Raw genomic sequence first — 13,704 nt, 5'->3', positions numbered from 1 at the left:
GCAGAACCGACGTCAAGACGATGTACCGGAGACGCCCACTTCCAGCTGACCTAGACTGCGCCCCTATCCCGCAGATCGGCGACCGTCCCGGCGTCGAGGCCGAGTTCTTCGAGGATGGCGTCTGTGTGCTCCCCTACATCCGGGATGGGTTTCATGGCGCTCTCCACGCCCCGCATACTGACCGGGGGGATGAGGGCCCGAAGCGGGCCCGCCGGCGAGCCCACCTCGCGCCAGCGATTGCGGGCCTCCAGCTGGGGATGGTCGAGGAAGTCCCGGACGGTCCTCATCCGGGCGTTTGCAATCTTCGCTGTTTCCAGGCGTTCGATCGCCTCCTCGGAGGAGAGCCCTTCGAAGATGGCTTCGATCTCCCGGTGCAGGACGTCCCTGTTGGCGACCCTCTCGGAGTTGGTCGCGAAGCGCTCGTCCCGGGCGAGGGCGGGCTGGCCGAGCACGACTTCGCAGAAGCTCTCCCACTCCCGCTCGTTCTGGATGCCGAGGAAGATCACCCCCCCGTCGCCGCACTCGAATGGCCCGTAAGGCGCGATGGCGGCGTGGCTCGCCCCGCTCCTCTGCGGCTCTTTGTCGCCGTAGCCGGCGAAGTAGGCCGGGAAGCCCATCCACTCGCCGAGGGCTTCCAGCATCGAGACCTCCAGCACAGCACCCTCGCCGGCGCGTTCCCGGCGCAGCAGCGCGGAGAGGATGCCGGAGTAGGCGTACATCCCCGCCGCGATGTCCGCTATCGAGATACCGACCTTCGATGGGGTCTCGGGCGTCCCGGTGATCGAGACGAGTCCCGCCTCGCACTGGACGAGGAGGTCGTAGGCCTTCTTCTGGGCGTAGGGGCCGCCCCCACCGTAGCCGGAGATGGAGCAGTGGATCAGGCGCGGATGCTCCCTCCTAAGCTCATCGGCCCCGAGACCCAGGCGTTCGGCCGCCCCGGGGGCCAGATTCTGGACGAAGACGTCGGCCCTTTCGATGAGGCGGTGCAGCACCCCTTTCGCGCCGTCCTCCTTGAGGTTGAGCGTCAGGGATTCCTTCGAGCGGTTGAGCCAGACAAAGTGGCTTGCGAGGCCGTTTACCGTCTCGTCGTAGCCGCGGGCGAAGTCCCCGACCCCCGGGCGCTCGACCTTTATCACGCGGGCGCCGAGGTCGGCGAGCTGGCGGGTGGCGAAGGGGGCGGCGACGGCCTGCTCTAAAGCGACGACGGTCATGCCGTCCAGGGGCAACACTTTAGAAAGACCTCGGCAGGCCCAGGACGTGCTCGCCGACGTAGGAGAGGATCAGGTTCGTCGAGATCGGGGCCACCTGGAAGAGCCGGGTCTCCCTGAACTTGCGCTCCACGTCGTACTCGGCGTCGTAGGAGTAGCCGCCGAAGGTCTGCATCGCCGCGTTCGCGGCCTCCCAGGAGGCGTCGGCGGCCAGGTACAGGGCCATGTTCGCCTCGGCGCCGCACGGCTCGCCCGCCTCGAACAACTCCGCGGCCCGAAAGCGCATTAGGTCGGCGGCCTCGACGCTTACGTGCGCCCGGGCGAGGGGGAACTGGATGCCCTGGTTCTGTCCTATCGGGCGGCCGAAGACCGCGCGTTCATTGGCCCGCTCGGTGGCGCGGTCCACGAACCACCGGCCGTTGCCGACGCACTCGGCGGCGATCAGGATGCGCTCGGCGTTCATACCGTCGAGTATGTAGCGGAAGCCTTTGCCCTCCTCGCCGATCAGGCCGCCCGCCGGGATGCGCAGGTCCTCGAAGAGGAGCTCGTTGGTCTCGTTGTTGATCATCACCCGCCTGGGCTTGACCGTGAGGCCGTTGCCGACGGCCTCGCGCAAATCGAAGATAAAGACGGAGAGTCCCTCGGACTTCCGTCTCACCTCGTCGAGCGGGGTGGTGCGGGCCAGCAGGATCATGTAGTCCGAGTGCCGGACGCGAGAGATGTAGATCTTGCGCCCGTTTATGACGTAGTGGTCGCCGTCGGGGCTTCGCCGGGCGGTCGTCGTCAACTGGGTGGTGTCGGTACCGGCCTCGGGCTCCGTTACGCCGAAGGCCTGCAGCCTGAGCTCGCCGCTCGCTATCTTCGGCAGGTACTCCTTCTTCTGCTCCTCCGAACCGTGCCTGAGCAGGGTCCCCATCGTGTAGACCTGGGCGTGGGCCGGCTGGGCGTTGCCGCCGGAGCGGTTGATCTCTTCGAGGATGACCGAGGCCTGGGTGAGGTTCATCCCCAGACCGCCGTACTCCTCGGGGATCAGGGCGGCGAGGTACCTCTTCTCCGACATGGCCCGGACGAACTCCTCCGGGTACTCCCTCTTCGCGTCGAGCCCGCGCCAGTAGGAGTCCGGGAACGCCGCGCACACCTCGCGGACCGACCGGCGCAACTGCTCGTGCTGGTCGGGACGGCTCACTCCGAACCCTCCGGTAGAAGATCTCGCACGTCCGTCTCCTCTTCCAGGCCCCAGATGCGGGCCACTATCCGATCCATCTCCCCCTCCGATGCCCCGCCCCCGTACGCGGCCAGGTTCCGCGCCTTCTCCTCCAACTCTTCGCAGCCCAGCGTGTTCCCCGGGTCGCCCTTCGGCACATCGACGCGCGAGGTGAATCGCCCGCCGCCCTTCGTCTCTATCTCCACGAGACCGATCCAACGCCGCGGATAGGCCGCGTCCACTTCGGAGTCGAGGACCATCTCGACCTTGTCGCTGAATCGACGCAACGCCGCGTCCCCGAGCGCCTCCTCGGTGAAGTCGTTTATCCCGGCGCTGCCGTTTCGCGCGATCACGGCTAGCACGAAACCCATGGAGAACTTGGACTGGTGGATCGTACGCGGGTCCGTGACCGGCCCGAGCACGTCTATGGCCGCCTGGTGGACGCAGGCCCGGACACGGGTGATGTCGTCGGCCGCGAGCCGGTGCTCCCGCATCCCTTTTAGCAGCGCGTCGGCGGCGGGGTGGGTGTGGCGGCAGGAGGCGTGGTACTTGAAGGAGGTCTCGAGCACGGCCCAGCTCGCCCCGAGCCCCTCGACCAGCTTGTTCGGATCTGCGTCGGAGGACATGCCGGCGGCCATCCCCCTCTCCCCCTCCAGGATACGCCCGGCGCCGGTGAAGCCGTCGCGGGCGAGGTAGGCCGCGAGGAGCCCGTCCGAGGCGGCCTTGGCGGTGTGGAGCTGCTTGGAGTCGGCGGCGTCGCGCAAAAACTCCCAGAGCCCGGCCGCCTGGGTCCCGGCCGAGCCCAAAGCGTGAAGCGTCGTCTCTTCGCCGGCGCCGAGCAGGTGCGAGACGGCAGCAGCGGCCGCGAGCGTGCCCGCCGTTCCGGTCGTGTGGAAGACCCTGTAGTGGGAGCGGCCGAGAAATCTACCGACCCTCACCCCCGCCTCGTAGCCGGCGACGGAGGCGGCCAGGAACTCCCTTCCTGATGCCCCGGTCTGCTGGGCCGCTGCGAGCGCGGCCGGAAAGACGACGGTCGCCGGGTGGAAGACGGAGGCGTTGTGCAGGTCATCCTGCTCGACGACGTGCGAGGCGGCGCCGTTGACGAGCGCGGCGAAGAGCGGCGATGTGCGCCGGCGCGAGGTCAGGTCTTCGCTGGGTCCCCCGGCCGGCCCCATCTCCCTGGCGAAACGTTCGAGGGTGCGTACCGGGCGCTCGTTGCTGCCCGCGAGGGCGGAGCCGACCCAGTCCAGGAAGAGGTCTTTGGTGCGCTCCACGGCCTCGTCCGGGATGTCGTCGAAGCGAAGCCGCGCCAGGAAAGAGGCAAGCTCCCGGGTCGAATGACGAACGGTAACGGTTTCGCTCATGATCTCTTTCCCTCCGCGATATCGGTGTACGGGCGAGACGTGCCAGTATTCATCGTGGCACCCCGGCGTTCCCACGAGAATAAAAAGCTCGTTTCATCAAATCCCCCGTCTCCTGGCAGGTCGTGCGACCGTGCGCCGAGCCACGTTTGATCGGGCAGCAAAGCACCCTGGGCGATGACCACCGGCGCTTTCACCCCCAAAACGCTCGTATGATAGGACTCTCCGGTTCTCCATAACTTCCATCCGACTCTCCTTGCCTGTCTTACACCGAACAACGTTTACCTCATGGCACACGAGCTCATGAAGACGCCCATCAATCGATCGCCATTATGTACATTTTAATGATCATGTTCAATACAAAAATATGTACATTACCAACTTGACAATTATTTATACGTACATTACCCTGCAAGGAAGAAGGGTAACAAGGAGGACGCCATGTGATCGACGCGTGGGGCTTTCGGTGGGAATGTAAGGCCATGGCTGGAAGGAGGAGCCCGTGGCGCAGTTCGATTCGCAGTGGATGAATGCCTGGCAAGACGACGTCAACGAGGATTCGACGTTGCCGATGATCGGCAGGTACTTCACGACAGATTTCTTGCTTGGTTTTGGCGACAAGGAGTACCGCGTCTCCGTTCGTGAGGGACGCATCGAGCGCATCACCGACAACCTGAGCATAGAGACGCCGTGGACCTTCGCGTTGCGTGCCCCGGTCGAGTCGTGGGAGAGGTTCACGCAGAAGGTGCCGCCGCCAATGTACAACGACATCTGGGCCATGGCGCATCCCCTGCACGGACGTCTGCAGATGGACGGCAACGTCAAGATCATGTGGCAGAACATACGCGCCCTGACGTGGATGCTCGCCCGGATGCGGGAGGTCCCGGATCACGCGGTGGTCGAAGAGCGTGCCACGAGGGTGTAGGAAGGAGGCAACGAGATGAGCGCAACCCACGAGCCGATCACGGGCAGGTACGTCCACGTGCCCTACGGCGGGTACGAATACCGGGTGTTCTACGAGGAGGCCGGCGAGGGGATCCCCCTGGTTTGTTTGCACACGGCTGGCACGGACTCCCGCGAGTACAGGCACCAGCTCTGCGACCCCGACATCAACGGCGATTTCCGCGTCATCGCGCTCGACCTCCCGCGCCACGGGAAGTCCATACCGCCTGTGGGTTTCGAGAGGGAAGAGTATCGTCTCACGGCGAAGTTCTACTCGGAGTTCGTGATGGCCTTCTGCGAGGCCCTCGAGCTGGAGAAGCCCGTCATCATGGGCAGTTCCATGGGCGGCAACATCTGCCTGCACCTGGCGCTCAACTTCGAGGAGCGGGTGCGGGCGCTTATCGCGATCGAGGCGTGCGACCATTCTCCCGGCTGGTACATCTCCTGGCTCGAGCACCCGCACGTGCACGGAGGGGAGGCTTGCGCCACGTCCATCTTCGGCCTGATGGCACCGCAGAGCCCGGAGGACTACAGGTGGGAGACCTGGTGGTACTACAGCCAGGGTGGGCCCGGGATCTTCAGAGGCGACCTCCACTTCTACAGCGTCGACCACGACTTCCGGGAGCTGAACGATAAGATCACGGGCAACGTTCCCATCTACTTCATGACGGGCGTCTACGATTTTGCTTGCACGCCGGAGATGACCGAGAAGACGGCAGAGAAGGTCAAGGGGTCCGAGTGCATCATCATGGAGGAGATAGGGCACTTCCCCATGTGCGAGAACCCAGAGACGTTCAAGAAGTACCTCATGCCCGTGCTGGATAAGGTGAAAGCAACGGAGCGCGAGACCGCAAGGGCCTGAGAAGAATCCCGGAGAAGGCGGCGGGCCGGCGAGGAGGTTGTACCCGCCGGCCCGCCTCGTCCTGGCCCGGAGCGGGGGCCTCTGTTAGTTTGGGGAGGGGTGTAACCGTCGCGGCGCGGTGCAGCGAGAGGAGAGGGATATGCGACCGATAGAGGCCCCTCTGGCAGAGGAGACCAGGGAGTACCGCATGCTCGTCGGGGGCGAATGGGTCGGAGCCCGTTCGGGCAAGGCGTTCAGGAGCGTAAACCCCTACACGGGCAGGGCATGGGCCACGGCGCCCGAGGCCGGGGAGGAGGACGTGGATCGGGCGGTACGGGCGGCCAGGGCGGCCTTCGACGGAGGGCCGTGGTCCAGGATGACCGGAACCGAGAGAGCGCGTTTGATGCGGCGTTTGGCGGAGCTTATCGCGGAGAACGCGGAGGAGCTTGCCATCATCGAGAGCACCGACAACGGCAAGCTACTCAGGGAAATGGAAGGCCAGATGAGGGCCTTGCCCGAGTGGTACTACTACTTCGCGGGCGCAGCCGACAAGATCCAGGGCGACACCATCCCTTCCCACAACCCCAACTTTTTCGTGTACACGAGGAGGGAACCCGTGGGGGTGGTCGGCGCCATCGTGCCGTGGAACTCCCCCCTACTGCTGCTCACCTGGAAGCTCGCCCCGGCCCTGGCGGCCGGCTGCACCTTCGTCGCCAAGCCCGCCGAGCAGACCCCGGCGTCCACCTTGGAGTTCGCGAAGCTCTTCGAGGAGGCGGGCTTCCCGCCCGGTGTCTTCAACGTCGTGACCGGGTACGGCCCGGCGACAGGGTCGCCCCTGGCCCGGCACCCCATGGTGGACAAGGTCGCCTTCACCGGTTCTACGGAGACGGGCAAACTGGTAATGAAAGACGCGGCTGACCACCTAGCCAAGGTGACGCTCGAGCTCGGCGGCAAGTCCCCCAACATCGTGTTCGAGGACGCGGACATCGAGGCCGCCGTCAATGGCGTCGTGTCCGGCATCTTCGCCGCCACGGGCCAGACGTGCATGGCGGGCTCCAGGCTCATAGTGCACGAGAAGGTCCACGACGAGCTGGTCGGGGCCCTCTCCGAGAAGGCGAAGACCATAAAGCTCGGCAACCCCTTGGAGGCGGAGTCCGAGATGGGGCCGGTCGCCTTCCAGGAGCAGTTGGAGAAGATCCAAGGCTACATCAGGGAGGGTCAGGAAGAGGGGGCCGACCTCGCATTCGGCGGCAAGAGGCCCGACACGGAGGAGCTGAAGGACGGTTACTTTATCGAGCCGACCATACTCACGGGCGTGGACAACGGGATGAAGGTGGCGAGGGAGGAGATCTTCGGCCCCGTCCTCTCCGTTATCCGCGCCGGGAGCGAAGAGGAGGTCGTCCGGCAGGCCAACGACACGCCCTACGGGCTGGCCGGGGCCGTCTGGACAAAGGACGTCCAGCGGGCCCACAGGGTGGCCCACGCCCTGCGGGCCGGAACGGTCTGGATCAACGCCTACCGAACCGTCTCTTTCACCGCGCCGTTCGGCGGTTACAAGTCGAGCGGCATCGGCAGGGAGAACGGGCTGGAGTCCGTGGGCGAATACACCCAGACCAAGACCGTCTGGGTCGAGCTCTCGGGCAAAACGCGCGACCCGTTCACGCTCGGCTAGACGCGCCAAGAACGCGATAGTCGCTTCTGGCAAGCGCCTCGATTTGGCCGTACTTGGTAGACTTCATGTAATGACCGATTCGGCAAGCAGACGCGTTCCTCGGAACGTACGGGAGAAGCCCGCATACCAGAGGCTCTACGCGGACCTGCGCTCGGAGCTCGAAGAGGGGCGCTTCGCCGACGGTGCTCGTATGCCGACCGAAGCCGAGCTCTCGGAACGGTACGGCATGAGCCGGCAGACGGTCCGGCGGGCGTTTCAGGATCTCGTGGCCGAGGGCCTGGTGTACCGGGTGCCGGGTAAAGGCACTTTTGCCAGCAACTTTCTGAGGCACGGTCATTACGTGCGGTCGATCGGCGCCATCGAGGATCTCCAGGCTTTCGCCGGCACGGAGATGGAGCTGCTCCAGCGGATCGAGTTGCGGTCCGAAGAGGAGATCGCGCGGCGCCTCGAACTACCATCCAAGGTGGTGGCGGCCCTTGTACTGAGACGTCTGTACGAAGACGCACCTTTCGGCTTGACCCGCGTCTTTCTTCCCCCTGAGTTGGGACAACGGCTGGCGGAATCCGAAGCGTTGCCGACCAAAGGCCCAGGGACGGTCATAGGCGCCCTCGAAAGCTTCATGCCGGGTTCTATCGCTGGGGCGAATCAGGTTATCACCGCCGTGCCGGTGCCCCCGGATGTCGCTCCGCAGATCGAGTACGGTGCCGGTCAACCGTGCCTCCGCGCGGAGCGTACCTACTTCGATGCTCACGGCACGCCGGTCGAACTGGCGGTAAGCTTCTACAACCCGGATCGCTACGCTTACCGACTCCAGATGCGCCGCAGAGCGACGTAGGGCGATCCCGCCTCCAAAAACGAAGAGTATGCCTCGTTAGTAGAGGCTAGAAATGGTCCTCCAGCATCCCAAACGAACCTATAGTCTTCCGTGGCAGAGGAGCCGACAGACCGCCCTCGTGAAAACCGCCTCTGCCGGCGTCTCCGGTGCGTACGATTTTCCCACACCCCGTCCTCACGAACTTTCCTCCGCCAGGCCCTGGGGCTCTGGCCTAGAGGCCCCGGGGGAATGTCCCCGCCTGTAGACCATGACGGTGCGCCTGAAGGTGATCACGACCACCCCGTCCTGGTTGTACCCGACCGTCCTCACGGTGACGATCCCGACGTTCGGCCGGGACCTCGACTCGCGCTTCTCTAGCACCTCCGAGCGGGAGTAGATGGTGTCCCCCTCGAAGACCGGCGCCGGCAACCTCACCTCGTCCCAGCCGAGGTTGGCCATGACGTTCTGGGAGACGTCCGTCACGCTCTGGCCGGTGACCAGCGCCACCGTGAAGGTCGAGTCGACGAGCGGTCTGCCGAACTCCGTCTGGGCGGCGTAGTGCCGGTCGAAGTGTATGGGCGCGGTGTTCTGGGTGAGCAGCGTGAACCAGGCGTTGTCCGTCTCCGTCACCGTCCGTCCCAGGGGATGCTCGTAGACGTCCCCCACCTCGAAGTCCTCGAAGAACCGCCCCCTCCAGCCTTCCTTTACCGCCATGAGACTCCCTTCGATCTTTTTCCCGCCTGTAACATGAGAGAGTTCCGCTGCGTCGAGTCCTCGAAACTCGTCGGATGGCTACGAGGATGGTACGGCCTGCCCGGCCCCGAGCGGCAACGGTCGCGCCCCGAGCAGCCCGCGGAACGCGTCGAGGGAGCCCACCAGTTCTTCGGGGCCGATCCCCTTAGTGATAAAGACGATCCGCGAGCCGTGATCCTCGTCGGGCCAGCGGTCGAGGTGTTCGGGGGGATGGATGGTGTGCTGGACGCCGTTGACGACGACGGGCCCCGCCTCCCCGACGTCCAAAAGCCCCTTGACGCGCAACACGTCCTCCCCGCGGGCGTGGAGCAGCATGCTGAGCCAGATCCCGAACGCCGTCCAATCAACAGACCCGTCGAAGGTCAACGAGACGGAGTGGGTCTCGCCCACGTCGTGGGCCTCCCCGGCGGGGACTTCCGGCACGGCGTGGGATCCCGCGCCGTTGGGGCGGAACAGCTCGTCGACGTCCGTCTCCCCGAAGGACGCCTCGATGACGCGGGCGGACGGGTTGATCGCGCCGAGGCGGGAGCGGAGGTTCTTCGCGGAGCCCGGGTCGGCCGCGTCCGTCTTCGTCACGACTATCTTGTCGGCCGCGGCGATCTGCTTGACCGACTCCGGGTTGCGATTCAGGTGGAGGTCGCCGTTGACCGCGTCGACCGTCGTGAGGACCAGGTCGACCGAGAAGTGGTGCTGCAAGACGGGGTCGACGAAGATGGTGTGCAGGATCGGGGCCGGGTCGGCGAGGCCGGTCGTCTCGACGACGACGCGGTCGAGGCGCGGTATCTCGCCCCGCTGGTCGAGATCCAACAACTCCAATAGCGCCTCGACGAGGTCCTCGCGGGTCGTGCAGCAGACGCACCCGTTCCCGAGCAGCACCGCGCGCTCGTCGACCCGGCGCAGCAGGTGGTGGTCCAATCCCACCTCCCCGAACTCGTTGACGAGGACGGCCGTGTTTCGCATGGAAGGTTCCGACAACACCCGGCCGAGCAGCGTCGTCTTGCCGCTGCCGAGAAAGCCGGTCACGATCGTCACGGGCCGCGTGGCGCGTCCGTCGGCCACGAGGCTACCCCCTGCCCGCCGCGCCGACCACCGGCTCCCCGGCCAGCGTCTCCCCGAGGGCGGGTTCCAGGGGGTCGAGGACCCGGCCGGCGAGCCTTTCGGCCGCGGGCCAGAGGGAGCCGAGGTCCTGGACGATCTCGGAGCGCCCCTTGCGGTCGCGGAGCACGTACTTGCTCCCGCCCCAGTCGGCGAGCTTGAGGCCGTAGTGGCGCAGGATCTCGTTGGTCAAGGCGACCCTGTGGGCCCGGTCGCGCCTCCGGTCGCCCTGAAAGGCGACCGGGTCGGAGCCGGGCGCGGCGGCCCGCGCCCGGTCTTCGAGGTGCCGGTCGGTCCAGTGGACCTGGGCGACGAAATCCTGTCCGCAGAGAACGCACATAGAGAATTCTCCTAGGAGGAGGCCCCTTCGGCGGCCGGGGTGTCGATGCCGTACATGTTGATCCCGGGGTCGTGGTTCGGCTGGCTTCTCGGGTGGCGCTGGACGAAGTCGTCGGCTATCTGCTCCATCGTCGCCCATTTTATTCCGCTGTGGCCGTTTATGTACTCGATCAGACGCTCCAGCATCAGCAGCACCTGCGGCCTGCCAGAGACGTCCGGGTGGATGGTCAAACAGTACGTCGCGTAGTCCATCTCGCGGTAGACCCAGTCGAACTCGTCGCGCCACAATTCCTCGATGTCGCGCGGGTTGACGAAGCCGTGGGTGGCGGGCGAGGTCTTTATGAACATCATCGGCGGCAGGTCGTCGAGGTACCAGTTGCCCCCGATCTTGACGAGGTCTATCTCCTCGCCGCGCACCAAGGGCTTCATCCACTCCTGGGCGGTCTTGGAGTAGTCGATCTTGGTCCACGTGTCGCCCTTGCGCGCGTAGTAGGGCGTGAAGTCCCGGTGCTGCAAGGAGTGGTCGTACTTGTAGCCGTACTCGAGCAAGAGGTCGTTGGAGACGCTTGAAACCTCCCACCAGGGGGCGACGTTGCCCACGGGCGCCCTGCCGGTGAGGCCGTCGATAAGCTCGATGCTTTTCTCCAGCACGTCCCGCTCCTGCTGCGGCGTCATCGCGACCGGGTTCTCGTGCGAGTAGCCGTGGCTCCCGACCTCGTGCCCCGCGTCGACCACCATCTTGACCTGGTCCGGGAACGTCTCAATAGAGTGCCCCGGGATGAACCACGTCGTCTGGAGGTCGTACTTCTCGAAGAGCTTCAAAAGCCGCGGCGTCCCGACCTCACCGGAGAACATGCCGCGCGAGATGTCGTCGGGCGAGTCCTCCCCCCCGTAGGACCCGAGCCAACCGGCCACCGCGTCTATGTCTATGCCTATAGAACAAAAGATCTCTTTCTCGGCCATACAGCCTTCCCTCCCTTTCTTCTTTCCCCTTTTGTCTGACCAAAGTGATTGTACAAGAACCCGCGCCCCCCGCTCAACCCGCGCCGGCGGCTTCTGCCCTCCCGGCGGGCGCCCCCCGTCAGGTTGCTCTATAATTGTCAGACAAATAAGGGGTGATTGAAACGGACGCGTAAGGAGGAGCGGTGGGGCTTCCGCGGGTGGCAGTTTTCTCGATGGGTGGGACCATCTCTTCGGTCGATTCCGGGGGCAAAGGCGTCGAGCCGACGTTGACCGGTGAGGCGCTGGTTTCGGACGTGCCCGAGATAGCCGGGGTCGCGGACGTATCGGCCGTCTCGTTCCGCCAGGCGGCATCGGGCGAGCTCGGGGTGGGGGATCTCGTCGAGTTGGCGGCGGAGATCGAGGGCCGGATCGACGGTGGTGCCGCGGGGGCGGTCGTCACGCAGGGGACCGACACCATAGAGGAGACCTCTTTTGTCCTGGACCTTCTGGTTGACCGCGGGGCGCCGGTAGTGGTGACGGGCGCGATGCGCAACCCGACGCTCCCGGGGGCAGACGGGCCGGCGAACCTGCTGGCGGCGATCCGGGTCGCGGTCAGCGACGCGGCCCGGGGGCTCGGTACGGTGGTCGTCTTGAACGACGAGATCCACGCCGCGCGCTTCGTCCGCAAGACCCACACCTCCAACCCCGCGACCTTCCGCTCCGACCCCGTCGGCCCGGTGGGTTGGATCTCCGAAGACGTCCCGAGGGTAGTCGTGCGCCCGGCCGGAAAGCACAAGGTAACCCTCCCCGAAAACGCGCAAGACAGACCCGTGGCTCTCTACCACATAGCACTCGGCGACGATGGGAGGCTCCTCCCCGAGATAGAAGAGAAAGGGTACGCCGGCCTCGTGGTGGAGGCGATGGGCGGCGGGCACGTGCCGTCTGTTATGGTCGAAACGTTGGAGGAACTCGCGTCGAAGATGCCCGTCATGCTCGCGTCCCGCACCGGGGGCGGAGAGGTCCTCCGCTCCACCTACGGGTTCATCGGCTCGGAGACGGATTTGATCGAGCGCGGCCTGATCCACACCGGCCCCCTCGACGGCCGCAAGGCGCGCCTCCTCCTGACCCTGCTGCTGCAGTCCGGGGCGGGCAGGGAGGAGATCGCGGCGACGTTCGACACCTGGCTTGAGGGGTAAGAACCTGTAGGCCGCCGCCGGGCAGGAAGTCGAGGCTAGGAGGAAGGATCAGGATGGGCACCCAGCCGTTGGCCATAGACCGGGTCAGGAGCGCCGGGCGGATCGGGCGCGACATAGAGATACTCGCCGGGCCGGACTACACGCGCTCCGAGGAGGCGATCCGGCGCTACGCCTACACGCCCGAGTACCGTAACACCCTGGACTACTTTATCCGGGAGCTGGAGGCTTTAGGCTTCGAGCACTACGAGGACCCGGTCGGCACGCTCGTCGCCCGGAACCGCCCCGGGGGAGAGAAGGTCTTCGGCGTCGGCTCTCACTGCGACTCGAACCGCAACGGCGGCCGGTACGACGGCACGATGGGCGTCGTCACCGCGCTCGAGGTCTGCCGCCTGAACGAGGAGCTGGGGCTCGGCCTCCCGCTCCAGCTCATCTCGTTTCTGGAGGAGGAGGGCTCGGGCTTCGGGCAGATGCTTCTCGGCAGCCGCATTATCGCGCAGAGGGTGACCGAGGAAGAGTTGCGCGGGGGGTTCCGCGCGGTGGACGACGGACGGAGTTTCTGGGAGCACGCCGAAGAGGCGGGCTACGAGCCGGGGCGTTGGCGGGAGGCGGTTCACGTTCTCGACGACCTGATCGGCTGGATCGAGCTTCACATCGAGCAGGCCCGCGTCCTGCAGGACACGGGAAACCGCATCGGCGTGGTCAACGCGGTTGCGGGATACGTCCACGCCGACGTAACCATCCACGGCCGGGGCGACCACGCCGGGGCGACGCCGATGGACTTCCGCCAGGACGCCGGCCTCGTCGCGGCCGAGTGCATGCTCGAGCTCGAACGCCTCGCGCGCGAGGCCGGCAAAGGCACCGTCGGGACGGTCGGTGAGGTGGAGCTCCGGCCGAATCTCATCAACGCCGTCCCCGGAGAGGCCAGGTTCTCGCTCGACATCCGGGGCGTGGACGAGGAGGGCTTCCGCGGCGTCGCCCGCGACATCGCGGCGTTCGCGAAAGAGGCGGCCGAAAGGCGCGGCATGACCGCCGACTACGCCCGGCGCCAGACCCTGCCGGCGACGCCGCTCGACGACCGCGTGGCGGGCCTTCTAGAAGAAGCCGCCGAGGCGGGCGGAGAGCCGTACATGGTGATGCACTCGGGTGCCGCCCACGACACCATGAGCATCGCCGACAGGGTCCCGAGCGCGATGGTCTTCGTCCCGTGCCGGGACGGCATAAGCCACTCGCCGGAGGAGGACGCCGATCCGGCCGACGCGGCTCTGGGGGCCGAGGTCATGCTGGGCGCCATAAAAAAGTTCGTGGAGAACGAGGTCTAGCGTCGAAGTCCTTCTTTT

General features: G+C 66.0%; 13 protein-coding genes. 6 read left to right on the top strand and 7 right to left on the bottom strand.

Annotation, left to right across the window (positions count from 1 at the left end; genetic code table 11):
• Positions 1-50 precede the first annotated feature (50 nt).
• From GBA63_RS04015 to GBA63_RS04005, 3 genes are read right to left on the bottom strand one after another with little or no spacing between them, the layout of a single operon-like run.
• Positions 51-1,229 (bottom strand): CaiB/BaiF CoA transferase family protein, encoded by a 1,179-nt coding sequence (locus GBA63_RS04015; protein ID WP_166173688.1) that lies wholly within the window; start codon positions 1,227-1,229, stop codon positions 51-53.
• A 1-nt stretch (position 1,230) separates the two neighbouring features.
• The gene (locus GBA63_RS04010; protein WP_166173687.1) at positions 1,231-2,394 is read right to left on the bottom strand and encodes an acyl-CoA dehydrogenase family protein; all 1,164 of its coding nucleotides are present in this window, start codon (positions 2,392-2,394) and stop codon (positions 1,231-1,233) included.
• The gene (locus GBA63_RS04005; RefSeq protein WP_166173686.1) at positions 2,391-3,776 is read right to left on the bottom strand and encodes an MmgE/PrpD family protein; all 1,386 of its coding nucleotides are present in this window, start codon (positions 3,774-3,776) and stop codon (positions 2,391-2,393) included. The genes GBA63_RS04010 and GBA63_RS04005 overlap by 4 nt, the downstream gene beginning before the upstream one ends.
• Positions 3,777-4,275: 499 nt before the next feature.
• On the opposite strand from GBA63_RS04005, the gene GBA63_RS04000 reads away from it, so the two are divergent.
• The 4 genes from GBA63_RS04000 to GBA63_RS03985 all read left to right on the top strand — a co-directional run bounded on the left by GBA63_RS04000 (position 4,276) and on the right by GBA63_RS03985 (position 8,063).
• Positions 4,276-4,698: a hypothetical protein gene (locus GBA63_RS04000; RefSeq protein WP_166173685.1), complete on the top strand. Its 423-nt coding sequence runs from the start codon at positions 4,276-4,278 to the stop codon at positions 4,696-4,698.
• A gap of 15 nt (positions 4,699-4,713) precedes the next feature.
• Entirely contained in the window at positions 4,714-5,577 is an 864-nt protein-coding gene (locus GBA63_RS03995; protein WP_166173684.1) for an alpha/beta fold hydrolase, read from the top strand.
• A gap of 139 nt (positions 5,578-5,716) precedes the next feature.
• Entirely contained in the window at positions 5,717-7,228 is a 1,512-nt protein-coding gene (locus GBA63_RS03990) for an aldehyde dehydrogenase (protein ID WP_166173683.1), read from the top strand.
• 70 nt (positions 7,229-7,298) lie between these two features.
• Positions 7,299-8,063, top strand: coding sequence for a GntR family transcriptional regulator (locus tag GBA63_RS03985; protein ID WP_166173681.1), 765 nt, complete (start codon positions 7,299-7,301; stop codon positions 8,061-8,063).
• A gap of 174 nt (positions 8,064-8,237) precedes the next feature.
• Here GBA63_RS03985 and GBA63_RS03980 read toward each other — a convergent pair whose 3' ends face one another.
• From GBA63_RS03980 to GBA63_RS03965, 4 genes are all read right to left on the bottom strand, one after another.
• Positions 8,238-8,756 (bottom strand): MaoC family dehydratase, encoded by a 519-nt coding sequence (locus GBA63_RS03980; protein WP_166173679.1) that lies wholly within the window; start codon positions 8,754-8,756, stop codon positions 8,238-8,240.
• A gap of 78 nt (positions 8,757-8,834) precedes the next feature.
• Positions 8,835-9,854 (bottom strand): CobW family GTP-binding protein, encoded by a 1,020-nt coding sequence (locus GBA63_RS03975; RefSeq protein ID WP_166173677.1) that lies wholly within the window; start codon positions 9,852-9,854, stop codon positions 8,835-8,837.
• Between the two features lie 4 nt (positions 9,855-9,858).
• A complete protein-coding gene (locus GBA63_RS03970) occupies positions 9,859-10,230 on the bottom strand; it encodes a hypothetical protein (RefSeq protein WP_166173675.1) in 372 nt (123 codons plus the stop codon).
• Positions 10,231-10,241: 11 nt separating this feature from the next.
• Complete coding sequence (locus tag GBA63_RS03965; protein WP_166173673.1) at positions 10,242-11,192, bottom strand: polysaccharide deacetylase family protein; 951 nt, start codon at positions 11,190-11,192, stop codon at positions 10,242-10,244.
• 182 nt (positions 11,193-11,374) lie between these two features.
• Here GBA63_RS03965 and GBA63_RS03960 point away from each other — a divergent pair, with 182 nt between their 5' ends.
• Both GBA63_RS03960 and GBA63_RS03955 read left to right on the top strand, forming a co-directional pair.
• Positions 11,375-12,367: an asparaginase gene (locus GBA63_RS03960; protein ID WP_166173671.1), complete on the top strand. Its 993-nt coding sequence runs from the start codon at positions 11,375-11,377 to the stop codon at positions 12,365-12,367.
• A 53-nt stretch (positions 12,368-12,420) separates the two neighbouring features.
• Positions 12,421-13,686, top strand: coding sequence for a Zn-dependent hydrolase (locus GBA63_RS03955; protein WP_166173669.1), 1,266 nt, complete (start codon positions 12,421-12,423; stop codon positions 13,684-13,686).
• The last annotated feature ends 18 nt before the right edge of the window (positions 13,687-13,704 follow it).

Source organism: Rubrobacter tropicus, from assembly GCF_011492945.1.
GTDB classification, from domain to species: domain Bacteria; phylum Actinomycetota; class Rubrobacteria; order Rubrobacterales; family Rubrobacteraceae; genus Rubrobacter_D; species Rubrobacter_D tropicus.
The sequence above is the reverse complement of the archived record's forward strand: the minus strand, read 5'-3'. Positions and strand labels throughout refer to the sequence as shown.

What these genes read in the sequence shown, in the direction of transcription:
- GBA63_RS03985 (WP_166173681.1), top strand. Translation starts at nt 7,299, where the DNA reads ATGACCGATTCGGCAAGCAGACGCGTTCCTCGGAACGTACGGGAGAAG.
- GBA63_RS03955 (WP_166173669.1), top strand. Translation starts at nt 12,421, where the DNA reads ATGGGCACCCAGCCGTTGGCCATAGACCGGGTCAGGAGCGCCGGGCGG.
- GBA63_RS04005 (WP_166173686.1), bottom strand. Translation starts at nt 3,776, where the DNA reads ATGAGCGAAACCGTTACCGTTCGTCATTCGACCCGGGAGCTTGCCTCT.
- GBA63_RS03995 (WP_166173684.1), top strand. Translation starts at nt 4,714, where the DNA reads ATGAGCGCAACCCACGAGCCGATCACGGGCAGGTACGTCCACGTGCCC.
- GBA63_RS03980 (WP_166173679.1), bottom strand. Translation starts at nt 8,756, where the DNA reads ATGGCGGTAAAGGAAGGCTGGAGGGGGCGGTTCTTCGAGGACTTCGAG.
- GBA63_RS03965 (WP_166173673.1), bottom strand. Translation starts at nt 11,192, where the DNA reads ATGGCCGAGAAAGAGATCTTTTGTTCTATAGGCATAGACATAGACGCG.
- GBA63_RS03970 (WP_166173675.1), bottom strand. Translation starts at nt 10,230, where the DNA reads ATGTGCGTTCTCTGCGGACAGGATTTCGTCGCCCAGGTCCACTGGACC.
- GBA63_RS03990 (WP_166173683.1), top strand. Translation starts at nt 5,717, where the DNA reads ATGCGACCGATAGAGGCCCCTCTGGCAGAGGAGACCAGGGAGTACCGC.